This window comes from Nostoc sp. MS1, assembly GCF_019976755.1.
Lineage (GTDB): Bacteria > Cyanobacteriota > Cyanobacteriia > Cyanobacteriales > Nostocaceae > Trichormus.
On sequence record NZ_AP023441.1, the window covers coordinates 5,636,069 to 5,659,625 of the forward strand.

Annotated in this window: 17 protein-coding genes, 1 pseudogene and 1 CRISPR repeat array (1 of these 19 only partly in view); of the genes and pseudogenes, 13 read left to right on the forward strand and 5 right to left on the reverse strand. The window is 40.3% G+C overall.

Annotation, left to right across the window (positions count from 1 at the left end):
- Positions 1 to 142: 142 nt before the first annotated feature.
- The 4 genes from NSMS1_RS24260 to NSMS1_RS24275 all read right to left on the reverse strand — a co-directional run bounded on the left by NSMS1_RS24260 (position 143) and on the right by NSMS1_RS24275 (position 8,866).
- Positions 143 to 799, reverse strand: a complete 657-nt coding sequence (locus tag NSMS1_RS24260) for a response regulator (protein WP_224087252.1) — start codon at positions 797 to 799, stop codon at positions 143 to 145.
- On the reverse strand, positions 796 to 6,816 hold the full coding sequence (locus NSMS1_RS24265) for an AAA family ATPase (protein WP_224087253.1): 6,021 nt from the start codon (positions 6,814 to 6,816) through the stop codon (positions 796 to 798). The genes NSMS1_RS24260 and NSMS1_RS24265 overlap by 4 nt, the downstream gene beginning before the upstream one ends.
- A gap of 321 nt (positions 6,817 to 7,137) precedes the next feature.
- A complete protein-coding gene (locus tag NSMS1_RS24270) occupies positions 7,138 to 7,836 on the reverse strand; it encodes a DUF1877 family protein (protein WP_224087254.1) in 699 nt (232 codons plus the stop codon).
- On the reverse strand, positions 7,784 to 8,866 hold the full coding sequence (locus tag NSMS1_RS24275) for a glycosyl transferase (RefSeq protein ID WP_224087255.1): 1,083 nt from the start codon (positions 8,864 to 8,866) through the stop codon (positions 7,784 to 7,786). Before NSMS1_RS24275 ends, NSMS1_RS24270 begins: the two co-directional genes overlap by 53 nt.
- Before the next feature lie 395 nt (positions 8,867 to 9,261).
- Between NSMS1_RS24275 and NSMS1_RS24280 the strand changes: the two genes are divergently transcribed.
- The 7 genes and pseudogenes from NSMS1_RS24280 (at position 9,262) to NSMS1_RS24310 (ending at position 14,315) form a co-directional block, all read left to right on the forward strand.
- Positions 9,262 to 9,420 (forward strand): ribbon-helix-helix domain-containing protein, encoded by a 159-nt coding sequence (locus NSMS1_RS24280; protein ID WP_224087256.1) that lies wholly within the window; start codon positions 9,262 to 9,264, stop codon positions 9,418 to 9,420.
- A gap of 193 nt (positions 9,421 to 9,613) precedes the next feature.
- Positions 9,614 to 9,829, forward strand: a pseudogene (locus NSMS1_RS24285) (IS701 family transposase); the annotation flags it as partial.
- Positions 9,830 to 10,577: 748 nt separating this feature from the next.
- On the forward strand, positions 10,578 to 10,775 hold the full coding sequence (locus NSMS1_RS24290; protein WP_224087257.1) for a hypothetical protein: 198 nt from the start codon (positions 10,578 to 10,580) through the stop codon (positions 10,773 to 10,775).
- Between the two features lie 509 nt (positions 10,776 to 11,284).
- Positions 11,285 to 11,482 carry a hypothetical protein gene (locus tag NSMS1_RS24295; RefSeq protein WP_224087258.1) on the forward strand — a complete coding sequence of 66 codons (198 nt, stop codon included), beginning with the start codon at positions 11,285 to 11,287 and terminating at the stop codon, positions 11,480 to 11,482.
- 373 nt (positions 11,483 to 11,855) lie between these two features.
- On the forward strand, positions 11,856 to 12,074 hold the full coding sequence (locus tag NSMS1_RS24300) for a hypothetical protein (RefSeq protein WP_224087259.1): 219 nt from the start codon (positions 11,856 to 11,858) through the stop codon (positions 12,072 to 12,074).
- A 743-nt stretch (positions 12,075 to 12,817) separates the two neighbouring features.
- Positions 12,818 to 13,465 (forward strand): sigma-70 family RNA polymerase sigma factor, encoded by a 648-nt coding sequence (locus NSMS1_RS24305; RefSeq protein ID WP_224087260.1) that lies wholly within the window; start codon positions 12,818 to 12,820, stop codon positions 13,463 to 13,465.
- A gap of 151 nt (positions 13,466 to 13,616) precedes the next feature.
- Positions 13,617 to 14,315 carry a hypothetical protein gene (locus NSMS1_RS24310; protein ID WP_224087261.1) on the forward strand — a complete coding sequence of 233 codons (699 nt, stop codon included), beginning with the start codon at positions 13,617 to 13,619 and terminating at the stop codon, positions 14,313 to 14,315.
- A 178-nt stretch (positions 14,316 to 14,493) separates the two neighbouring features.
- Here NSMS1_RS24310 and NSMS1_RS24315 read toward each other — a convergent pair whose 3' ends face one another.
- Positions 14,494 to 15,672 carry an aminotransferase class V-fold PLP-dependent enzyme gene (locus tag NSMS1_RS24315; RefSeq protein WP_224095338.1) on the reverse strand — a complete coding sequence of 393 codons (1,179 nt, stop codon included), beginning with the start codon at positions 15,670 to 15,672 and terminating at the stop codon, positions 14,494 to 14,496.
- Positions 15,673 to 15,749: 77 nt separating this feature from the next.
- On the opposite strand from NSMS1_RS24315, the gene NSMS1_RS24320 reads away from it, so the two are divergent.
- From NSMS1_RS24320 to NSMS1_RS24345, 6 genes are all read left to right on the forward strand, one after another.
- Positions 15,750 to 17,234: a TM0106 family RecB-like putative nuclease gene (locus NSMS1_RS24320; RefSeq protein WP_224087262.1), complete on the forward strand. Its 1,485-nt coding sequence runs from the start codon at positions 15,750 to 15,752 to the stop codon at positions 17,232 to 17,234.
- Between the two features lie 404 nt (positions 17,235 to 17,638).
- Positions 17,639 to 17,818 (forward strand): hypothetical protein, encoded by a 180-nt coding sequence (locus NSMS1_RS24325; protein WP_224087263.1) that lies wholly within the window; start codon positions 17,639 to 17,641, stop codon positions 17,816 to 17,818.
- A 79-nt stretch (positions 17,819 to 17,897) separates the two neighbouring features.
- Positions 17,898 to 18,077 (forward strand): hypothetical protein, encoded by a 180-nt coding sequence (locus NSMS1_RS24330; RefSeq protein WP_224087264.1) that lies wholly within the window; start codon positions 17,898 to 17,900, stop codon positions 18,075 to 18,077.
- A 79-nt stretch (positions 18,078 to 18,156) separates the two neighbouring features.
- Positions 18,157 to 18,336, forward strand: coding sequence for a hypothetical protein (locus tag NSMS1_RS24335; RefSeq protein ID WP_224087264.1), 180 nt, complete (start codon positions 18,157 to 18,159; stop codon positions 18,334 to 18,336).
- A gap of 169 nt (positions 18,337 to 18,505) precedes the next feature.
- Complete coding sequence (locus NSMS1_RS24340) at positions 18,506 to 20,398, forward strand: hypothetical protein (protein ID WP_224087265.1); 1,893 nt, start codon at positions 18,506 to 18,508, stop codon at positions 20,396 to 20,398.
- Between the two features lie 499 nt (positions 20,399 to 20,897).
- Positions 20,898 to 22,826, forward strand: coding sequence for a transglycosylase domain-containing protein (locus NSMS1_RS24345; protein ID WP_411908646.1), 1,929 nt, complete (start codon positions 20,898 to 20,900; stop codon positions 22,824 to 22,826).
- A gap of 257 nt (positions 22,827 to 23,083) precedes the next feature.
- Positions 23,084 to 23,557: a CRISPR direct-repeat array (repeat unit 37 nt; unit sequence GTTAAAATTTCGGTTACTCCCTATTAGGGATTGAAAC); it runs 1,622 nt beyond the window's last position.

Here is a 23,557-nt window from a genome sequence, read left to right on the forward strand (position 1 = left end):
CTCCCTCTTTGTCGCATCCCCTGGGAGGAGTCTTTGCACTACCCCTAATGATAGCGATGACGTACTTTTAGGGCTAGAAATAACCTATCCTCAAGAGCAGGTGATACTCTCAACAGATGAATAGGTTGCTCTAGCTAAATTCTTAAAGTGTAATGATACCGCGCTTTAGAGCAACAATCATTGCTTGAGTGCGATCGCCCACTCCCAACTTACTCAGAATATTTTTGACATGGAATTTGACTGTTCCCTCAGCGATCGCCAAGGCAGTACTAATCTCTAAATTACTTTTGCCAGTTGCCATCAGACGCAGCACTTCCAACTCGCGATCGCTCAGTTCTGGGCTACCTATCCGCTCTGCTAATTTTGCGCCCACAGCCGGGGGGATGTACTTTTGCCCGTTGTGAACTGCCCGAATCGCTGTCAGTAGTTCCTCCGGTTCTGCATCCTTTAAGACATAGCCCTTTGCACCTGAGCGCAATCCCCGATAGATGTCTTCGTCTCCATCGTAGGTTGTCAGGACAACGATTCGAGCGTCGGCAAACTCAGCGCAAATGGTAGCGATCGCTTCAACCCCACTTAGCTCAGGCATCCGCAAATCCATCAACGTTACATCGGGTTGATGTTGACGGAACAATTCTACTGCTTCGCGCCCATTGCCAGCTTGTCCAACAACGGTCATATCCGGTTTATAGTCAATTACGGCTGCTAGACCTTCTCGCATAAATGGATGATCGTCGCTAATCAAGACGCGGATAACAGAGGAGTTTGGTGTAGGAGTTGATCTGTGCCATTGGGTCATAGTGTTTCTACTCTGACAATGATTTCTGTTCCTTGCCCAAGGTGGCTTTGAATCGTCAATTCTGCTCCAATTCTTTGAGCGCGTTCAGTCATTCCGAGTAATCCAAAGCCCCGACCAACCGACAGACTACTGCTTTCAAATCCTTGCCCATTGTCTTTGATATGCAATACCAGATGCGTTGGCGTAGCCCGCCGCAGACATCGCTCATAGCGCAACTCAAGACGGATTTCGCTGGCATTTGCATACTTAAAAGCATTGGTTAAGGCTTCTTGTCCAATGCGAAACAGATTCGTTTCGACCTCTTTCGCTAAAGGATATGATTCACCAAACGCTTCGCAGATCACCTGCACTGAGGTATGAGAAAACATCTGAGCCACGAGACGATTGAGTGCGCTATGCAAATCGCCTTCTTCTAATATTTGCGGGCGGAGTGCTTCCACCGAGCGACGGGCATCGGCAAGACCGGAACGCGCCAAGATACGCCCTGTTTTTAGGTGTGACTGGGCCGCATCTGGATCGAGCTTGATTCTCTGGGAGGCGGCATCTAAGTGAACGATGATACTAGTAAAAGCTTGTGCTAGTGTATCATGTATTTCTCGTGCCATACGGTTGCGTTCTTCTAAAATTGATGTCTCTTCGGCGCGTTGGCGTTCACACAGTGCAGCTTTTCGCTGTTCACTAATATCTGTAATCAGACCATAATATCCTCTCACCTGAGCATTGAGATCGAAATCGGGGATAGAGGTGACAGCAACATACTTTTTGCCCAACGGGAAAGAGACTTCTGCCTCATAGGTGATAATCTCCCCTGCTAGCGCTCGATTCATGTATGGTTCAATAATTTCATAAGCTGCCTCGCTCATGACTTCACGAACCTGCTTACCCAAAATTTCATCTCGACTACGACTAAAGCAGACTTCATAAGTTCGGTTGACAAATTGATAGCGCCGATCTGTATCTATATAACAGATACAAGCGGGGAGAGCGTCGGTAATCAATCTTAATTCCTGTTCTCGCTCGCGCAGTTCTGCTTCGCTTTTTTGTAAAGCGGCTGTTCGTTGAGCTACTTGTTGCTCTAAGGTACGATGATAATTTGCTAACAATTGCTCTGCTTGTTTGCGTTCTGTGATGTCTTGAAAAGCTGAGATCGCATAAATCACATTGCCCTGTTCGTCAAAAATAGGAGTTCCCCACCCTTCAACGGGAATGGTTACATTGTTTTGACGGATTTCTAAATCGTCAATTCTTGTGCGATCGCCACTCAACGCCCGCATCACTGGCAAGTTCTCAATGGGATATGGTTGGTCTGTTCCCGCTTGATAAAGTTGATAAATTTCTGCAAGTTGCTCTGGTGTCGCACCAGGAATAATCCCTTTGCCTAATAGTTGAATTGCCTGTTGATTAGCGTAGTAAGGGCGACCCAGCGTATCTACGACTCCAATTCCTACTGGTACAGCTTCCAGGAATTGCGCCATCTGACTTTCGCTTTTTTGTAGTTTTGAGTAGAGTTTGGCATTTTCAATGGCGATCGCTGCTTGGGTTGATAACAGATTCAAAACTTGTAATCGGTCTTGGGTAAATGCTCCAGTTGCTAATTGATTTTCGAGATACAATACGCCGACGAGCTTACTTCGATTCAGTAGTGGCAAACAGAAGATTGATTGAGTGTGGTTGTGTTGGATATATGGCTCATTGATAAAATTACCTTCACGAGTCGCATCATTTAAAATGACACATTCATGAGTACGAATAACATAATTAATAATCGATTCCGGTAGGCGATTTGCTGTCGGTATAGATTGCAGCACTTGCATAATACAGACATTCGCACCGTTATTGAGTTCGCCAGCAGCTTCAATTACCCACTCTCCTGAGTTCTCCAAAATTAGAAATCCTGTTTGTGCACCAGCATTCTCAATTAAGGTTTTCATCAAGTAGTTGAGCAATTGATTTAGTTCAATTTCACTCGAAATCGCCTGTGATGCTTTTAGCACAGAGGCTAAATCAAATGCGATGGGTGAGTTGTTAGAAGTAGTTTTATCAGCTTTAGGAATTAAGGTGTGATTTACATCTGATAACTGAGTAAATAACTGTGAATAGCGAGTTTCTAAATCTCTGACTTTCGCAATCGCTCCCCAACGTTCATAGCAGTAATGAGCTTCCTTCATATATGTTTGGGCAAACTTTTCTCGTCCTCGCGCCAAATAATGTTTTGCCGCCAATTCATAAGCTAATGCCTCTTCTTGGATATATCCATTTTCTCTCGCTCCAAGAATTGCTTGCTCGTATAATTCTTCTGCCTCTAATAATTGACCTACAACTTTTGCAATCTCTGCTTGTACTAAGTGATATTTATGCAAATGATTCATAGGCGCATAATTAGCCCATTGCTTTATTTTTTCTTGATTAACATCAACATTTTTGAGGATTTCCGCCTGCGCTTGAGGGCTACTTGCAGAGTATATTGCCAGTTTTGCTAGAGAGTCATAGAGGTAGTATAAAGGATAAAGTGCTGTCCCTCTTGCTTTGAGTAAATGTCTTTGTGCTTTGCTAGCGTTTTCAACTGCTTGAGAATATTCAGAAAATAGATAGCATAGGAAAAGTTTGTTGAAATTTACTAGAAAAATTACGGCTCCATCTTTTTCATCATCTGGGAGTCTATTGCCTTCATTATAAGCTTCGCCTAACAGACTCGTTAAACTGATCGAGCGTCCCATCAAATTTAAGACACACTGCTGAAATATTTGATTCCAGGCAAGTGGTGTTTCTTGTTTGATTTGATGAATTGCTTCACCGTAGGTTCTCAACTCGTGTTCAAGTTCCACAAGTTCCTTGCCGGCGATAAAAGATTGCAAGCAATAAGTATGAGCGCAATAGGCAGCAAACTCTAAATCTCCAGTTTCTAGTCCATTTTGATAACCTTCTGGTAGTTGCTGCGATGTTTTTCTAATATGTTCTTTCCAGTGGATAATGAAGACATAGACAATGAAAAATGTCTTAGCTGTGAGTGCATGGGTCTTGGACTGGGACAACAACCCCAAAGCAAGATGTCCAAATTGGTAGCCAGATTCGATATTTCCGACCATCCCACAAAGAATTAGCCCAAAGTTGGCGTATGCAAAAGCAGAAGTAAAGGCATTGCCATACTGGATTGACAAGTTGACTTGTTTCGATGCTAGTAGCGGCATCAAATCTGGAGCAGCTATTTGGGCAGCAATCATGATGCTTGATAAAATTCGCATTGCTGCTAACTTCTTTGGATCGGTCATTTCTGGTAAATGCCTCAAGTCTCCAATTGGCTTTTCACCCAGAAGTGATGTAATTGTATCTATCTCAAGCTGAATATCTGACTTACTTGGCAGTTTGGGAAAACTAACCCCTAGTTGCTGTAAAACTTGCAATGCAGTATCAATCGCTTTCAATGGCTGGCTCTGCGCCATGTGGGTTTGAATTTTAACTTCGTAAACTTTTATGAGGTCGAAAACTGTTTTGGCTGATTGTAGAATGATTACAACCCAGTATTCTACCTGCTCAAAATCGCCACACAAATACGCAACTTCTGTTGTTTCTATATATAAATCTAAGGTCAAATCATAGTTGGTTTGCCAGCTAGACGTTGCCAACCATTCTCTTGCTGTGGCTAAATATTTTTTCGCCATACTGTAGGCGATCGCAACTTTTGCTTTCTGACCTGCCATTAAATTTAATCGAGCAATTTCATTTCTTTCTGGTTGTTCTATGACAAGCTCAATTCCGTAATTCAGATGATCGACAATTTCCAACAGCCTATCTATTAGTCGCTCTGGCAAAGTTTTTTCTAGTAAATTGCGACCAATTTGTAAATGAATAACTTGTTTTTGCGACTCATCAATTAGTGCATAAGCTGCTTGCTGCACGCGATCGTGCAAGAACTTGTACTCTTGAATTAACAAGTTTTCATCTAATTCAGAGAGGGGTTGAATGAATCCACCTTGTATGGCTATCAGTATATTTAGGAAAACTGCTTTTGGAGTTTGCTCACAAACAATCGATAGTGTATTTAAATCAAATTCCGCCCCAACACAAGCGGCTAAACGAAGAATTTGCTGAGTAGCTTCTGGTAGTTTTTTCAATTTGTGAAGCATCAACTCCACAACATTATCGGTAATATTTTGAGTTTGAATCTGAGCCATGTTCCATTGCCATCCTCCTTGTCTCTTACCAAGGGGGATGGATTGAGGGGGGTCAAAAGTCAATAAATTTTCGCTATACAGCATTGTTAAAAATTCATTGACAAAGAAAGGATTGCCCTCAGTTTTCCGAAGCACTAACTCCGCTAAGGGACGAACGGTGTCTGTATTCCGATGCAGTGTTTCAGCAATCAACTGACTCAACGGCTCCAGTGTCAAAGGAGCCAAAATAATTTCCTGAAATACTACCCCTTGTTTTCGCAGCCTCTCTAGCATTAATGATAATGGATGCGTTGGCTGCACTTCATTATCTCGATAGGCTCCAATCAAAAATAAGGATTGGATTTGCTCATCCAGCAGCATCAACTCAATTAACTTCAACGTTGCTGAGTCTATCCACTGCAAATCATCTAAGAAAATCGCCAGGGGATGTGACTCCGAACAAAACACCCGCACAAATTGTTGAAAAATTCTATGAAAAAGGTTTTGAGCTTCAGTTGCTCCAACTTCAGGTATGGGTGGCTGCTTGCCAATGATTAACTCAACTTCCGGGATGATATCAATGATAATTTGTCCATTGTTTCCCAAAGCTGTGAGGAGACGCGATCGCCACTGTTGCAACTGCTCATCGGGTTCGCTTAACAGTTGTTGCACCAATTTGTGCAGGGCATGGGCGATCGCGCTGTAGGGAATATTGCGCCCAAATTGGTCAAACTTACCAGAAATGAAGTAACCGCGTTTTGCCGTAATGGGTTTGTAAATTTCCTGCACCAATGCTGATTTCCCAATCCCAGCATAGCCAGACACCAACATCATTTCGACTTTGAATTGAGAATTTTCTCTGCCTTCCGCTTCTTGGCAGACTTCGCCAACACTCCTCATTTGTGAAGCTGTGTCAAATGCCGCTAATAATGCTGCAATCTCTGCTTCGCGTCCATACAATTTTTGAGGAATTTGAAACTGACTCGGAACGTCTTGAATACCTAGTTGAATAGGTTCAATCTGTCCCGTTTCTGTAAACTGGCGAAGACACGTTTCTAAATCTGTTTTGATTCCCCAGGCACTTTGATAACGATCCTCGGCGTTTTTCGCCATCAATTTCAAAACGATATCGGAAACAGCTTTAGGGATCGCTGCATTCAGCTCATGAGGTGGAGGTGGCTGTTTAGCAATGTGGCAATGGACTAGCTCAAGGATGTCTGTTGTGGGAAACGGCAGATGTCCGGTTAGAAGTTCGTAGAATGTCACACCAAGGGAGTAAAAATCGGTGCGGTAATCGAGCAAACGGTTCATCCGCCCTGTTTGCTCTGGAGATAAGTATGCAAGTGTCCCTTCTAAAACATGAGGGTTCTTAAAAGTTGGATTCGTGCGGTTAAATTGAGTAGCAATCCCAAAGTCAATAATTTTGACAACGCCAGTATCCAGATTGAGAACAATGTTTCCAGGGTTGATATCTTTATGAATGACACTGGCTGCATGGATTCTGCCCAAAATATCGCAAACAGCGATCGCCAAACCCAGAAAAGTGGGTAAAAGCATGGGGCAGAAAATATCTGGACGCTTGTGCATCCATTGCTCTAGGGACTCTCCCCCAAAATCTTCTAAGAGAATCACCAGAGTGCGTTGATAATCCTGCTGGCTGTAAGCCTTGACAACTCCTTCCAGATTCAGGGAACGGGTAATTTTATATTCCTGTCTGTAGCGGGTTAGTTCTTGAGGAGAGGGATAATCAAGCTTGAGAATTTTTATGATGAGCGCTACTCCATCGTCTCTGATGCCTCGATACACGAGAGAATTACAACTTTCGTATACCTTGCTTTGGATAGCAATACCAGGTAGAGCAATCATAGAGCAACTCTTGAGAGTTTGATCTCGAATACCTCAAACTATACAGCAATTCTCATACTGAAAATAATTACTTTTCTCAAGATACACATTGTTTTGAGTCAGAAATGTCAATAAGTTCCAAACTTGCGGTATTTGTTCTCACTGTCGTTGGAGCATTTAAGTAGCTCAGTGTTAAAAATTATCGCTATGGCAAGGCAGGAGGCAGGAGGCAGAAGGGAAGAGGGTTATAGCTTTGTTTACCTTTCTTAACTTAGTTTTGTTTTTTCCCACCGACTTACTTACTTTTGATGGTGATGTTGCAGATGTCTCAACTCTCTATGCTTAATCGGTGACTACAAGGACAGCCTCTGAATTATCTACCACATCTTGGTAGAATTGATTGAGTGCCATGAAATCGCTGACTATCCACTCCCATGCCTCGTTAGTATCGATCGCCTGTTGCCACTTGTAAAGCTGTGCGTCTTGCATAAGTATCGTTTCGTACTTTGACTTAATGTCTTCTACAGCGATATCACTTAGCCAAATGTGAATCAATTTGCATTTATCAGGAGGAGTCCAACGGATGGGGAATCCCTGTATACTGCGTGCCGAAGGTAATACGTTTGAATGGCCAGTAATTGCAGTGACAGCTAACAATTCTTCCTCTTGATCCAAAGCACATTTCATCAACAACCATTTTATACAATCGAATCGCCGATCAAGATCGCAGTAGCGATGCTCAATTCCAGGGTGCGTTTCCACAAGTTCCTCAAGAGCATCGACAAACCGTTTATATTCAGCCTCACCGTAAGGAAACTTGTTGATTCGACTTTGCTGTTGGCGGCGTAAACGAAAATAGCTCCGTACAAACGTAAGATATTCAGCATCAATATCACCGTTGAGGACGCTTTCGAGTAAGGTGCATTGTGCGGGGATGGCGTTCAGTTCGAGTTCCCAACCCATGTATTCTCCTCTGTCAATCTTGGCTCTATGAGGCTGTGAAATAGTTAATAATAGCTTGGGCGATCGCCATATTTCCATCCTTAGCAATTGGTTGTGTTTCCTTTGGTGGTTGCACTGGTTGAGAGAGGAAATCCCAGTTACCATCAAAAAATTCTTCTGGAGTCAAAATTTGATGGGAATTATAGTTAACCAATCCCTTGAGTAAAAAAGCAGCTTCCGCAAAGTCATCACGGGGAATAGTGACAAGAGGTGTATCTAAGAGGGTGGCTTCAGAAAACGTACCGTAACCAGGTTTGGAAATAACTCGCCCACAAATAGGCATAAAATCGACTGGGCGATATTTGCGGTCTGTAATTTTGATTAAATTAGGTAAATCTGGGGCTGATTTATCAAAGATAATGAATTGCCAATCGGGAAAATGCTTGAGGTTGTTGTAGGGAATTTGTTGTAAACCTAAACCGCCAAAAGTGAGGAGGATAGTTTGATCTTTGGGTGCGGTGATACCCCAAGTAGAACCCAGTTCCTCAGCAGAGTAACGAGGAGAACCACCAGTTAAACCCACATCTGTGATATTGGGGAAAGCGGATAACGGTTCGTGGAAGGGGAGACGAAACAGGCGATCGCACCCAGAATAACATTCACTAATCCAATCAGCAATAGCTACAAATTCCCCTCCCCAGTCACGGTAGATAAAATCCCAGCCAAAATTACTCATCATCCAGCAAGGAATACCTGCGGCTTTGGCAAATAATGGTGCGAGAAAGGGAATATCAGCAAATATCAAATCCACCCTATTTTGGCGGATGAAATTGACTTCGGAAGCAATGAGGGAATTTTGCTGCTTTTTAATTTCTAATAATTTCGTCTTAGTTGCTTCCTTATCCATATTCAAACTATCAGACTGGACTACACCCAAATCAAAAGCGCGTTGACGATGGATAAAATCCCCTTCTATATAGCATTCCAGCAACCACCGAGGGGCGGTAGTCACTATAATTAACAGCACTTCTGGATATAACTTTTGAATTGTGGCGGCGACTGAGGCGGTGCGAGTAGCATGGCCGAAGCCGTGGTTGGTGATGGCTATATATAAGATGGGGCGTTTCATAAAATTATAGTTAGTAGCATTGCCTATGGAAAAAATGGTTTGCTTCCGGCTTACCAGGGGTTGACCTGACCAATGCTCAAGGCTTAAATAGAATTGAATTTATACAGTACAACTAAAAATTAAACAATTACTTATAAAGTTTGGCATAAGTAAGAAACAGAGTTAAGAAAAATTTTATTACTCTGCTAGAAAGCTTTACTTATAAGGATTACAAGAGCCAATGCTGTGCAACTTCCTTGCTCGATCATGCCGAGCAAGCTCTTGGAGTGCGATCGCGTTTTTTGGATGTCGTGAAATTGGTCGAAGTTAGGCAGTTATACCATTTCCAAACATTTTTGTAACAGATGAATTGCCTATAGGGGCGCAAAGCTTTGCGCCCCTGCTCCCAAATTGGGATGCTTGCGGGTAAAAAAGTGATCGCTAGTCATTTTGACCCGGCTGTATCTAAACAGTTAAAACAACTAGCACTGGAGCAAGACACCACAGTTCAAGCTTTGTTATCTGAAGCATTAAATGAACTGTTTGAGAAATACGGCAAGAAGCCAATAGCTTGAGTTGGCGAGATCCTCCAATTTCCATCTACAGATGTAAACCAGACAAGATACCAACAAAAAACCCCAGCGAATTTGCTGAGGTTTAAGATATCAATTTTAGGAGACAATCATGGCATATATTGACACAAATCAAAAAATGTTAGCTATGGTTGCAGTTGAGTAAATTCATCGCTAATTAAAAGACCGTTTCTGGTGGGATGATGGAAAGGGCTGGAAGAATATTCTTAATAATCTTCACTTAATTATTCAACCCTTTACCTTATTTAACTTAATCTTACCCTGGTTAACAGTTTTTCCTATCTCTCAATTATCTCAGGGTTTTTCTCAACTCCAATCTATTGTTTATAGCCTCACATCTCCAATTTTTCTACTCCTGATTCACCCTGAATTCTATTTTTCTTCTGCCTAGAGTGACTAAACAGGGTTAATACCAGGGGGAAAGTAGTAGGGGGGACAGTCCGTATAAAGTGTTCATTAGCCCTGACGAGTCTATCGCTACTAATCTTAGCAAGCTTTTCAGTCGAGATTTCAAGATCCGTAATTTGCAACATAATTGTGTTCTTTTTAATTAATTAAACGAGGGTGAAGAATGAAGTCGCACTTTTTACAGTAGGAAAATACGGTAACTTCCTCTTCTATCTGTGAACTTGATGATTAGCTCTTTCTATTCTCTTTAACGAATACCCAATGCAAAATATTCCAAAATTAGCCATGACTTTGCCTAGAAGAACTCAATTTAGGCAAAGTTCAGTAACTACAGAACGAAAGAATAGGGGTTTTAGCCCGCATTTCTCAGGTGTGTCACCTTATGTTTTAGATAAAGGTAGTTAGATTGCTCTTCATAATAGTTAGGCTATATCTACACCTAATAGTAGTTTCCTGTAACGCTAATAATAGGCGCAATACCTATTTCTGCAATCCTAAAATTTTTCTTGTCAGTTTTGGAATATTTTGCATTGGGTATTCGTTAAAGGAAATAGGAACGGTTCACGATTAAGTTCACAAATAGACAAGGAAGTTTGGCTATCAGCAAACATTTTACTTGGATATTTACCTTGATGTGAACTGTGACTGTTAGCGATGTGTGTACGTTTTCGTTATGAAAAAGTACCACTTCACTCTTGATCCTGATGCTGTTAATTAAGGAAAACACGATTATGTTGCAAATTATCGACCTCGAAAATAACGAACTGTTTACCCAAGTTTCTTCCGAAGAATCTGTTAGCGTTAGTGGTGGCGATCTCGCTTCTGCTGCGAATTATAATATAGTAGCAACTGCGTTTGCTGTTGCACCAGCTCTACGTAGAAATACTACATTGCTGTTTACAATTGACGCGCTAACACCCGGACACTAATAACCATTTTTTGTTCTCTCTTTAGCTTGTTCAGAATGCGCCCTTGCTCACTCTTAACAAATTTGACACAGTACTCAAGATTTAAGAGTGAGTGAGGTTGGCGCATTTAGTTAAACCTCCTACGAGAATAGACAGCTTCCTCATTAAATGTTCACTATCCCTACCTTTTTTGAATAAATTAAGTTTTTCTGCCATTTTTCAGAGGGTAGAGTAGTGAATAATTACTTGACTTTCTGACTACTAATAGGCGAAATGCTTATTTTGCACTTACCGCAATTTTTGTTGCCAATTTGGAATATTTTGCATTGAGCATTCGTTTAAGAAAATAGGAACGGTTCACGATTAAGTTCACAAATAAACAATAAAGTTTGGCTATCAACAGCAAACATTTTACTTGGATATTTACCTTGATGTGAACTGTGACTGTTAGCGATGTGTGTACGTTTTCAATATGAAAAAGTACCACTTCACTTTTGATCCTGATGCTGTTAATTAAGGAAAACACGATTATGTTGCAAATTATCGACCTCGAAAATAACGAACTGTTTACCCAAGTTTCTTCCGAAGAATCTGTTAGCGTTAATGGTGGCGATCTCGCTTCTGCTGCGAATTATAATATAGTAGCAACTGCGTTTGGTGTTATAGAACCTCTACGTAGAGATACTACATTGCTGTTTACAATTGACGCGCTAACACCCGGACAGTAATAATCATTTTTTTCCTCCCCTTAGCTTGTTTATCAAATGAGGTGAAGAACGCGCCCTTGCTCACTCTTAACAAATTTGACAGAGTACTCAACACTTAAGAGTGAGTGAGATGGCAGCGTTTATTAGACCTCCTATGACAATAGACAGTTTCCTCCTTAAATGTTCACTATCCCTACCTGTCTAGAATAAATTACGTTTTTTGGCAATTTTTCAGAGAGTAGGGTAGTGAATAATTATTTAACTTTCTGGCTAATAATAGGCGCAATGCCTATTCTGCACTTCCCCCATTTCTTGTGGACTATTTGGGAATATTTTGCATTGAATATTCGTTTTCACTGTTCATTTTCATTTTGTTAATTAAACAGAAGATATTATGCAAACTATCACTATCCAAAATCACGAACTGTTAAAGGAAATCTCCAATGAAGAATCTGCTATTGTCAGTGGCGGTGGTATCGAAACTGCTGCTGCATATCTTACCGTTTTACGCGCATTCAATCCTCGTTTAGCAGCTAGCCCGGAAGCACTAAATACAGCGTTTCTGTTTTTAATTGATGTGCTGCCCGCTCCTGGCAGTAACAAAAGCCCATAATTAATATGTAACATCCGATTAGCTTATTTCCATCATTTAATGTGAAGAAGTCAGCCTCACTCAAATACCAGAAGTTCGAGTGGATACTCACAGCTTAATAGCAATTCTCTATATATTACGGACGTTTATATTAAATTCAAACTTTTCAACCTCGTATATATGATGTCTAACCTGGAGATGATCCAGGTTTTTTATTGTTAACAAAAAAATAAACTTGCGCTTCTTCTGTTTGGAGGATGTTTAAAAAAAATCTTGGTATTGAACCGAGATATGCGGCTCAATACCTAATTAGCGAAAATATTTATAAAAATATCACTAATGATTAATACTTAGAATTAATTCCTTAGTTAAAGTCTAGAAAACATTGGAAACAACATGAATAACTCATGTTTAATTCAGCAAAATTATGACTGGCAATAAATCTAGCTTTTTATTCATACTTATTTATCCCAAAAGCCAGAAGTTTTTTATATCTTGATTAAAAATATAAATGTAATAATCTATGTAGTTTTGTCCAATATCGTTGTCTAATTATATTGATTTTTAGTTGTTTGTTGAAAAAAATTAGTTTAGAAGCAAAGGATTTTTAGTTGATAGCTTCAAGCTTTTTTTTGCAAAAACATGACTAAAAATTAAATCAAGAGCAAAATATATACAGTGTAGAAATTGAGAGCCATATAGTTAGTGTGTTTTCTAAGGTGTGACTGCATCTAGCTTCTCAAATTAATTTTACCTAAGAACTTATGCTATTAGAACAGAAATTATTGTCTTCTTATCAAGGTATTCTAGTCAGCGTTGACTATCAGCAGAGATTAGAAAAGATTGCACGCAAATACACTAGGGGAACAGGTTTATCTTGGGAGGATGCTTTTCAGACTGCCTATTTAAAAGTATTCTCGGCTTTGCAAGCAGGAAAGTTCCGAGAAGGGGATGTAGAACAGTTTTATTACTGGGCTGTTGCTGTAGCTAGATGTGTAATTATTGATTTTATTCGCAAAGAAAGTCTGCGGAAGTCCCAGAGTTTAGATGATAACATCCCAGGAACAGATATGTCTCTATTAGACACAATTCCTGATGAGTTTAGCACATTGGATGCAACAGAGCGTGCAGATTTAATTGTTAAAGCACTAGAGTCTATTTACCAACTTGATAAATGCTATCCACACCGAAATTATCTCAAATTATGGCAAGGTAAAGTTGATGGCAAAACACAAAATCAAATTGCGGCAGAATTAAGGATTAGTCAGGGTGAAGTCTCCAAGAGATGGCAAGAACTTTTAGGACGTATTACTGAATTATTAGGACTATTGGAAATTAAAGATGTGAAGGATAAACAGCTAGAAGCTCGTCAGCAAAAGACAGCATATAAGCGCTCAACAAAACAGTGGTAAGACAATAAAATCGCGCCTCATGGACATATTATCAAGATTAGAATGAATTAACATACTTGAAAACCTTTACTTGTTAAATAATATATGGATTTGCTACTATCGTATTTTAAAGATTGCCTCTTCAGTCATCGTTATATAAAACTACAAACATATGCAGATAAACTTGGGTGAATTTAGATTTTTCAATAAGCAAAGGTATAATATATCAACGCCACAACCCGGAGAAATTTGGGAAGTGAGTCGCTTAGTACAAAGTCCTTTAAAGTTCTCAATTCAAGAGCAACAAACTTTGTACTCTCCCTTAGCACAAAGTTTTTTAGCAGGCAACTCACTACCGCGCTATGTAATAATTGTCCAAGAACCTGAACTGTCCATAGAAATAGAAGAGCAATCTTTGATTGTTTCTGTGATGTTGCTATCAGTAGAGACCGATTTGATTAGTGATGTAGATTTGCTAATTCCTGTCAAAATATCTGGATTATGTCAAGATTTATTAGCAGAGACTTGGCATATTATTCCTGCGCTAGTTTGTAACTTACTACAGCCAGTTGGTAAACGACTCTCCCGCCAGATTTATGACTATCTGCTGACGGTAAGAGACTATCATAATGGGTTAATTTCTGAACTGCCTTCAATATCAGAAATCCAGCACTTAGAGTTAACAGATGAGAGCTTATGCTCTGCAAACAACTCAAAAATTCAAGATTTTCATCAAGCAGAACAAGCTTGGAGTGATGTATTGACAGTGCCAGTGGCAGCTTACCATACTTACTTAAAAAGTATAAAATTTACAAATGCAATAGTAGATGAAGCATTGCAATTAGAACAAGACCTGCAACCTGATAGATGATTCACCATGTACTACACGGGTGCGAAGCAAAATTTATTGATAGCAGCCGCGACCGCGCATCTTTATTGCGCGGTCGCACTTGTCGTAAACCTTGAAAAATCGAAGTTTTCTCTCCAGACAGTAAGAAACACAGTGGAATGGTTTCTTACTGCCCACCTTCGTGACCAATGACTAATGATTAGAGTGAAAACCTAGCTACAGCTTCAACTAATTTGTCGATTTCTGACTCCAGTGTTAGATAATGAACAGTTACCCGGATACAGCTTGGGTCGGCAATTGTGCGGGTTAATATCTTTTGAGAGTCGAGATATTGTACTAACTTAAGGGATGGGGTTTGGTGGAGTTGGAAGGAAACTATACCCGTTTGGGGCGGTGTATTTCGTAAACATTTGACATTAGGTATCGCCGTTAATTTACGCCAGAGGTATTCACTGTTGTGGCGAATTTGCGTGTAACGTTCCTGTGGTGTTCCCCATTGCTGATGAGTGGCGATCGCTTCTTTCAATCCCAAGTACAATGGATAAGCTAGGGTAGAAACTTCATATCTACGCCCGTCTGGTTTCCAGCTTACAGGTTTGGCTTGGCTATCGACAATCACCCCATACAAGCCGATAAATGTAGGGTTGAGGCTTTCTCTGACCTCTGGACGCACGTACAAACCACCTACGCCTTCCGGGCCGCATAGCCACTTGTGACCAGTGAAGGCATAGAAATCTACCCCTAACTGGGTTAAATTCAAAGGTAAAGCGCCAGCAGACTGGGCAGCATCTACAAGTAAGAAAGAGTTATTATTTCTGCATACCTCCACGATTTTTTCCAGAGGTAGCACCTGTCCAGTATTCCAGAATACATGACTTAGTACCACTAAGCGGGTATTAGGGCGGAGGTGTTGAGCGATAATTGCCACTGGATCGCCTTCGTTCAAGGTATCTTTGAGGGGACAGGTAGTCACTTCTATACCAAAGCGGCGGCTAATCTCTTGAGTAGTAGCAATTACCCCTGGATGTTCGCAGTCTGATAGGAGAAGATGGTCGCCTGCTTGCCAAGGGATGCCCCAAAGAGCGATATTACAGCCAACTGTGACATTATCTGTAAAAGTGATTGTATCAGAGGGGGCGTTTAATTCTTGGGCGATCGCTTCTCTAACTGCTTGAGTTTGTTTTGTGATCCAATTACCAGCCTCAGTCCCAAAGGGGCCAATTTCTTGGATGTAAGCCAGAGATTGGGTGATAGTATCCAATGCAGCTTGAGGCATCGGCCCCTGTCCACCATAGTTAAAATAAGTTTTATTAGCTAAAGCTGGAAACTGTTGGCGATGGTGATGCAACCTAGTCTGTAAAGTAGAAATAGTAGTCATAATAGTCATTAGTTATGAGTCATTAGTCATTAGTCCACAGTCAACAGTCCATAGTCAACAGTCAACTCCCCAAATGAATGCTTATTAATGCTGACCATCTGCTGCAATACCAACGTTGTAAACGTCGTCCTGTTTTAGATATTCACGGTGATAGAAGCCAACGAGATGCGCCTAGTGAATTGTTGCTGAAACTGCAAGAGGATAAATTTGCTCATCAACAAAGTATTGTGGCTCATTTTACATATCATAAACCTGATTATCCAAAACCAGATTGGGCAGCAGGGCAGTCCGCTACCATAGAATTGATGCAGCGTGGGGTTGAGTATATTTATCAAGGTGTACTGTTAGCTAATTATCATGAGCTAGTAGAAACAAATGAGACAAATTATACTTGTCTAAGTCGTCCAGATTTGTTGGTTAAACAGCCTGGACAATCTATATTTGGTGATTGGGTATATGAACCAGTGGATATTGAACTGGGTAAGCGTCCTAAGCAGGAATATCAAGTAGTTACAGCCTACCACGCCCAAGTATTGGCTAAGGTACAGGGAGTGGAAACTCAAAATGCTTGGTTGATGTTGCGGGGTAAAGAAACGTCTTATGGGGTAGATTTATGGAGATGGACACCCCAAATGCAGGGGATTTTACAAGAACTGATTCAAGCGTTAGAGTCGGAAACTACACCAGAAGTATTTATTGCCCGTCAGAAGTGTAATCTTTGTCTCTGGTACAGTCAATGTTATGCGATCGCCCAATCTCAGCAGCACCTTTCTCTATTACCTGGTGTCACACCCATCCGTTACAGCCAACTGCAAACCCTTGACATCACCAGTGTAGAATCTCTCGCCAATACCAGCCCAACTATTTTAGAGAATCTTGTAGGTTTTGATCCAGACGTTGCAGCTAAGTTAGTAGTACAAGCGCAGTCAGTTCTCCAAAAACAACCGCTTATATTACCATTCCCACCACCCAAGGGAAATCTCACCTTCAATTCTTCAGTAGAATTGTATTTTGATATTGAAGCGCAACCAGACTTAAATTTAGATTATCTGTTAGGGGTGTTGGTTGTTAACAAACAAACAAACACCGAACAATTCTATTCTTTTGTTGCCGAAAAACCGGAAGAAGAAGAATTGATTTGGCGACAATTTCTAGAATTAGTGTGGCGATATCCTGAAGCCCCAATATACCATTTTTGTGTGTACGAACTAGATACAGTCAAACGCCTAGCAAAGCTGTACCGCACACCATACGCCTTAGTAAGTCCAGTTTTACACAGATTTGTCGATATTTATGAACATTTAACCCAAACTGTAGCTTTACCTATAGAAAGTTACGCCTTAAAAGCCATTGCGCGGTGGCTGGGTTTCGAGTGGCGTGATAAAGAAGCCACAGGTGCTAAGTGTATATATTGGTATGATCAGTGGTTAGCAACAGGCGATCGCAACTTATTAGAAATCATTCTCCGCTACAATGAGGACGATTGCCGCGCTACCCGCAAAGTTAAAGATTGGTTAGTCGATTTTGTCCAAGATAAGTATGATTTGAGGCGTGTAGGTTAGTATGGCGTTTATCCGACACACCACCTTTGATTTTGCCACCCTTCAAATGTACGGGGCTTTTTCAGAAATCAAATATTAGATACTATTTATAAAGTAAATCTTAAGTAGGGTGTGTTGAGGCGTTAGCCTAAAGCACCGTATGATTTAGCGGTGCTTTAGGCGCTTAAGTTATTCTTTTCGTCAGACATCATCTCCCAATGTGCGCCTAACACACTCTACGGTAATTTTATTTTTACTTTATAAATAACCTCTTAGTCCTATATCTAAGGTTAACAGTATAGGAGAATGCAGAGTAATAAATTCAATTATGAAGTTATGTAACAAGTGCATAATCGTTTTATTTACACCTGATTAATAAACATGGCTAAACAATTAGCCGGGAAAAACAATACAAGGTCTAAATCATGAAAAACAATCGTAACAACAATCAAGCATTTGCATCTGTAGCAACTGAAGACGAACAAATTTCTTTTGAATTAAGTGAAGCAGAAATCTCAGGAATGAGCTTGATACAACAACGTAATACTGTCTCTAACAGAATTGTTGGTGGTCTGAGAACTGCTGTACCAGGCTCTTTGCTTTAATTAATCGACTGAACACGCCTTGAATAACTGTGGCTAATTGTATAGCCAAAAAACAACTAATAAATACTAGCGAGAAACCATGAAAACCAATCGTAACAACAATCAAGCATTTGCATCTGTAGCAGTTGAAGACGAGCAAATTTCTTTTGAACTAAGTGAAGCAGAAATCTCAGGAATGAGCTTGATACAACAACGTAATACTGTTTCCAACAGAATTGTTGGTGGTCTGAGAACTGCTGTACCAGGCTCTTTGCTTTAATTAATCAACTGAACACGCCTTAAATAACTGTGGCTAATTGTATAGCCAAAAAACAACTAATAAATACTAGCGAGAAACCATGAAAACCAATCGTAACAACAACCAAGCATTTGCATCTGTAGCAGTTGAAGACGAGCAAATTTCTTTTGAACTAAGTGAAGCAGAAATTTCAGGAATGAGCTTGATACAACAACGTAATACTGTTTCCAACAGAATTGTTGGTGGTCTGAGAACTGCTGTACCAGGCTCTTTGCTTTAATTAATCGACTGAACATTGCCTGAAGAACTAAACCATCTGCAAGTCAGATTGTTCCTGACTTAACTCTCGATTTTAATCCTGCTAAGGCAAAGTTTACTAAGCATAGCTTTAATCTTAGCAGGATTTTTTATGACAAATCTAAAATATTCATGAATTATGGAGATATTAAATGGTTATTGCTGCGCGGAAGATTGAAGCTTTCTCTATTGATCCTAGCGAAAAATGGTTATTTGCTGGTAACGTTTCTGGGCAGATTTCAGTTATTGATATTGACAAGTTTTCTATTATTAGCGAAGTTCAAGCACATACTGGCATTATTCAAGCGATCGCAGCTCATCCTCAACTACCATATATAGCTGCCTTATCTACAGACCGTACCACATCTATTTGGCGATATGACCCAGCCGGAAACCTCAGTTTGGTGTGTCAGGTTTTACTGCGTGATATCAAAGCATCCAATGATACTGTCGATATTCCTTATGTTCAGTCTACAAGTCAAGCGATCGGTTTCCATGACAAAGAGCGTCGCCTTGTTACCCGCAGTGGAAATGCCGGAGTATTAGAGTTAACATTTGATGATTCTGGCAATTGGCAATTACTTTATTGTGTTCGGCTACATGGGGAAGCAGACCTAATCAGTGCGCGGTTTATTAAAGATACTGATATGGTTTTAACCGGCTCAATAGATGGTCAATTAGTTTTATCACAAAAAGGGGAAATTATTCGCTATTGGCAACTTAATCAAAATGGTAACGTTCACTGGGCGGAATACGTAGAAGATACCACTTATCTACTAGCCAGTGATATGCGTTGCATAGTACGTTTTGATGTGAACAGCGACGAAGAGCCACTGATTGGGCCAATCTTTACCCGTGATGACCTAGAACACGTTACTTACAATCAAACCTCTAAACGGGCATTCGTAGCGAGCTTTGATCGTAAAATCTATGAGATTAATCCTGAAACCTGCGTACCCACAAGAATTGCATTTAAACCGCCTTTCAAATGCCGTTGGATCAAAACTCTGGAACGTTCACCATCCACTATTCTTGTACAATGTCGTGACGGTGGAATTTATAAAGCTAATGTAGATACAGGTGCTTGTGTAGCCAGTATTAAAGAAACTCCTGATAGCTTGTGGACAGGTGTAAATGCTCTAGATGGTAGCATCCTGTTAACTGGCGATGGTGAGTTTTTGCTAAGTGTAAAAACAGTCTCTATTAACCCTGCTGCTCGTAAGCCAGTCTTTGCAACAAGTCGCATTACACTGGATGTTCAACCTGGTTCATATACAAAGCGAATGGTGCAACATCCAAGCACAGGTCATTTGTTTTTGGGTCGGACTAACGGTGATATCGATATAGTAGACCATGATATAGTCAAACATCTGACAAATTTAGGTTCAGCAATACGTGATATTGATATTAATCCGTATCAAGCTGAGGTATTTGCAGCTTGTGAAGACGGTCATATATATAAAATTCATGGAGAAACTGGAGAAACGCTACTAGAGTATATGTCTCCTAATGGCCGGCCGATGTGGTCTTTAGCTTATAGTCCTGAGAGTGACTTAATCAGTTTTGCAGAACGCACAGGTCATTTATCAATCTTATCAGGTAGGGATTTTTCTCCAGTTGTCACTAATATTGTCAGTGGACGACCAAAACGCATCAAGTGGGTGAATGAACATATATTGCTCTATAACAAACTTGACCAACTGTATAAATACGACTTGAATACCAATAAAGAAACTCTTTTAGTTGACTCTGTTGGCAACACCATTGAAGATTTTATTTGGGATGCTGGCAAGCAGTATCTTGTGTTCATTAGTTACACCTCCAATGTTTATCTTTGTGACTTTAATACTGGAGATTTAATCAATTGGATACCTGATCAAATGGATTACTCCAAGGGTTTGCTATGGGTAGAAACTGCCAATCACCCAGACCTCTATCCTTTAGATTTCCTCACTTTTGGACGCTCTGGTACAGCGCATCACTTCCGTATACACGATGAAAAAATTCTCGCACTTGGGCCTGTGGAGTTTTTTCATCAAAGGTAAGCTGGAGAACATCTATAGGACTCATACTTGATTTTTGAAATATACGTAGGGGAGCCACTGCGTTGGGCGGGTTTCCCGACATAAAGCAAGTGGCGTTGGGCAGTGCAGCGCCAAAGATATGATACGGTGCTGCACTGCCCACCCTACAAATACTGAGATTTTTATGGCTACGCTCCTGTAAGGGATACAGAAATCAAATCGGATTCCTATAGTTAAAATTCCCATTTCACTTATCATCTACTTCATTAGTCAAAGTATATCTATTTTTATAAAAAACTTAACTTATTTAAAGGTACTAATAGATATATTTTTTCTAAAAATTAGAATCAAAAATATATTTTAACAATTTAATGTATTCTACAAAACTTTATATTTGAAATTTATAGTTTATTATATTCTGATTGATTGAATATCGATACTCTCTCTAAAAAATATGTAATTTAATTAAACCTCATTAACCCAGTTTTACCAGAATAATAAGTGAGGAAGTGTACCTGTAGTGTCCACATTAAAAAATTTAGACAATAATAAACAACAAATTCAAACTGTACCACCTAGCTTTAATTTTTTAAAAGATGTAGGTTTAATAGCTGGCGGTACAATGTTATCAATTACAATGTTATCAAGTGCTATTCTGGCTGGTGGGGTAGTGGGTTTAGCCATAAGTTTCTGTGATTTACCAGATGTTAGACAATTACGCAATTTTTGGCCTTCAGAAACAACTTATATTTATGATATTAAAGGTAAACTTTTAGCTCGGATACATGGGGAAGCTAATCGACAGGTAGAGTCTTTAGACAAAATTTCTCCAAATTTAAAAAGGGCTGTATTAGCTAGTGAAGATAGCAATTTTTACGAGCATCATGGCATTTATCCTGTAGGTGTTGGACGTGCAGTAATAGCCAATTTAGCAGCCGGGCAAGTCCGAGAAGGTGGTTCTACAATCACCATGCAGTTAGTAAAAAATCTGTTTTTATCTCAAAAACGTGCTTTTACTAGAAAGATTACAGAAGCTGTCTTAGCAGTACGCTTAGAGCAAGTTTTGAGTAAAGATGAAATATTAGAAATGTACCTCAATCAAGTTTACTGGGGTCACAATAACTATGGTGTGCAAACGGCAGCACGCACTTATTTTAACAAATCAGCAGCAAATTTAACTCTGGCTGAATCAGCAATGATGGCAGGCTTGATTCCTGCGCCGGAAAATTTTAGCCCATTTGTCAATATGAAATTGGCTAAACAAAGGCAGGAAGAAGTATTGGGACGGATGTTAGAACTGAATTGGATTACCCAGCAAGAATATAATAATGCCCTCAAACAAAAAATAAAACTTGGTAAAATTAAGTCATTTCAAGGTAGTGCTTTACCTTACGTTACCAATGCTGTAGCACAGGAATTGATTAAAAATTTCGGGCGGGAAACTTTGCTCAAAGGTGGAATGCGGGTACAAACTACTATAGATACTAACTTTCAGCTAATGGCAGAAAAAACTGTCAAAAAGTGGCATCGTATTCTTGAAGACCAAGGGTTAAACAAGAATCAAATGGCTTTAGTCGCGGTTGATCCGCGTACACATTTTGTTAAGGCGCTGGTGGGTGGTATAGATGCGAAAAAGAGCGAATTTAACCGAGCAACACAAGCCCAACGTCAACCAGGCTCTTCTTTCAAACCGTTTGTTTACTATACTGCTTTTGCTAGCGGTAAATTTACACCTAGTAGCACCATATTAGATACCCCAGTTGGATATCGTGATGGTAACAGTTGGTATTATCCAAGAAACTATGATGGTAGCTTTATGGGAGCAATACCCATTCGTACCGCTCTGGCTCTATCTCGTAATGTCCCGGCAGTTAAGCTGGGTAAAGCTGTGGGGATGAATCGAGTTATTGCAACTTGTCGTACCTTGGGAATTATGAGTCCGATGCAACCAGTGACTTCACTACCTTTAGGTGCGATCGGTGTTACACCATTGGAAATGGCAGGCGCTTATGCAACTATAGCCAATTATGGCTGGCAATCACCGACGACAATTATTGCTCAAATTACTGATAGTAGCGGCAATGTCTTAGTAGATAATACACCTAGACCGAAGCTAGTTCTTGACCCTTGGGCAGCAGCAGCAACTTTAGACGTGATGCAAACAGTTGTTCAAGAAGGAACTGGGAAAAATGCAGCTATAGGTCGTCCAGTTGCCGGGAAAACGGGTACAACCTCCTCAGAAAAGGATATTTGGTTTGTTGGTACAGTACCGCAGTTAACAACTGCTATTTGGGTAGGAAGAGACGACAATCGCCAATTAGCTCACGGTGCTTCAGGCGGAGTTATGGTTGCGCCTGTCTGGCGAGATTTTATGCAGAAGGCACTTAAAGGTGTGCCAGTAGAAAGGTTCCAGCCACCAGCTAAATTTCCTCGTCCTCAATCCAAGTAGAAGTATTAAGGTTAAGCTGAAGTACCTTAAATGCGCGGATGGGTAGGTGTTTAAAATCAAATTTCGAGTGATAAGCTTTAAATTCTTTCAGGACAAGGGTTTTTCAAAAAACTGTTACTCAAGTATCCGCGTCCCTTACACAGACTAGGTTTTAGGCTTTTCTCCACTACTCAAATTGTATTCTTTATGGTATGATTAGCTCACCCGCGCAAAAGAACCTTGAAAACCAAATAAGTAAAGGCTTTTGGGCTTCCGCCGTTAAAATTTCGGTTACTCCCTATTAGGGATTGAAACATAGATTTCATCAAGTTTATCCGCGCAGACAAGACAGGTGTTAAAATTTCGGTTACTCCCTATTAGGGATTGAAACTTCCTTAAGTGGCGACTTTCTTAAAGATGCTTTAGGTTAAAATTTCGGTTACTCCCTATTAGGGATTGAAACGCTACTAATCTTCTACCTGATCCTCTTTCTACAGGTTAAAATTTCGGTTACTCCCTATTAGGGATTGAAACCCAACGTAAACAGCTTGAAATTGATTTGTATAAATGTTAAAATTTCGGTTACTCCCTATTAGGGATTGAAACGATATACTTTGAAGTTTCCAATCGGGTAGGAACATTTGTTAAAATTTCGGTTACTCCCTATTAGGGATTGAAACATCTGGTGATGCCCCCAGTGGTGTTCCCGCCACTACGGTTAAAATTTCGGTTACTCCCTATTAGGGATTGAA

Bases quoted from the DNA above. Each gene is read 5' to 3' on its own strand.
- NSMS1_RS24265 (WP_224087253.1), bottom strand. From the start codon at position 6,816: ATGATTGCTCTACCTGGTATTGCTATCCAAAGCAAGGTATACGAAAGT.
- NSMS1_RS24325 (WP_224087263.1), top strand. From the start codon at position 17,639: ATGAAAAACAATCGTAACAACAATCAAGCATTTGCATCTGTAGCAACT.
- NSMS1_RS24295 (WP_224087258.1), top strand. From the start codon at position 11,285: ATGTTGCAAATTATCGACCTCGAAAATAACGAACTGTTTACCCAAGTT.
- NSMS1_RS24315 (WP_224095338.1), bottom strand. From the start codon at position 15,672: ATGACTACTATTTCTACTTTACAGACTAGGTTGCATCACCATCGCCAA.
- NSMS1_RS24335 (WP_224087264.1), top strand. From the start codon at position 18,157: ATGAAAACCAATCGTAACAACAACCAAGCATTTGCATCTGTAGCAGTT.
- NSMS1_RS24260 (WP_224087252.1), bottom strand. From the start codon at position 799: ATGACCCAATGGCACAGATCAACTCCTACACCAAACTCCTCTGTTATC.
- NSMS1_RS24290 (WP_224087257.1), top strand. From the start codon at position 10,578: ATGTTGCAAATTATCGACCTCGAAAATAACGAACTGTTTACCCAAGTT.
- NSMS1_RS24300 (WP_224087259.1), top strand. From the start codon at position 11,856: ATGCAAACTATCACTATCCAAAATCACGAACTGTTAAAGGAAATCTCC.
- NSMS1_RS24275 (WP_224087255.1), bottom strand. From the start codon at position 8,866: ATGAAACGCCCCATCTTATATATAGCCATCACCAACCACGGCTTCGGC.
- NSMS1_RS24305 (WP_224087260.1), top strand. From the start codon at position 12,818: ATGCTATTAGAACAGAAATTATTGTCTTCTTATCAAGGTATTCTAGTC.
- NSMS1_RS24320 (WP_224087262.1), top strand. From the start codon at position 15,750: ATGCTTATTAATGCTGACCATCTGCTGCAATACCAACGTTGTAAACGT.
- NSMS1_RS24280 (WP_224087256.1), top strand. From the start codon at position 9,262: ATGCTTGCGGGTAAAAAAGTGATCGCTAGTCATTTTGACCCGGCTGTA.
- NSMS1_RS24310 (WP_224087261.1), top strand. From the start codon at position 13,617: ATGCAGATAAACTTGGGTGAATTTAGATTTTTCAATAAGCAAAGGTAT.
- NSMS1_RS24330 (WP_224087264.1), top strand. From the start codon at position 17,898: ATGAAAACCAATCGTAACAACAATCAAGCATTTGCATCTGTAGCAGTT.
- NSMS1_RS24340 (WP_224087265.1), top strand. From the start codon at position 18,506: ATGGTTATTGCTGCGCGGAAGATTGAAGCTTTCTCTATTGATCCTAGC.
- NSMS1_RS24270 (WP_224087254.1), bottom strand. From the start codon at position 7,836: ATGGAAATATGGCGATCGCCCAAGCTATTATTAACTATTTCACAGCCT.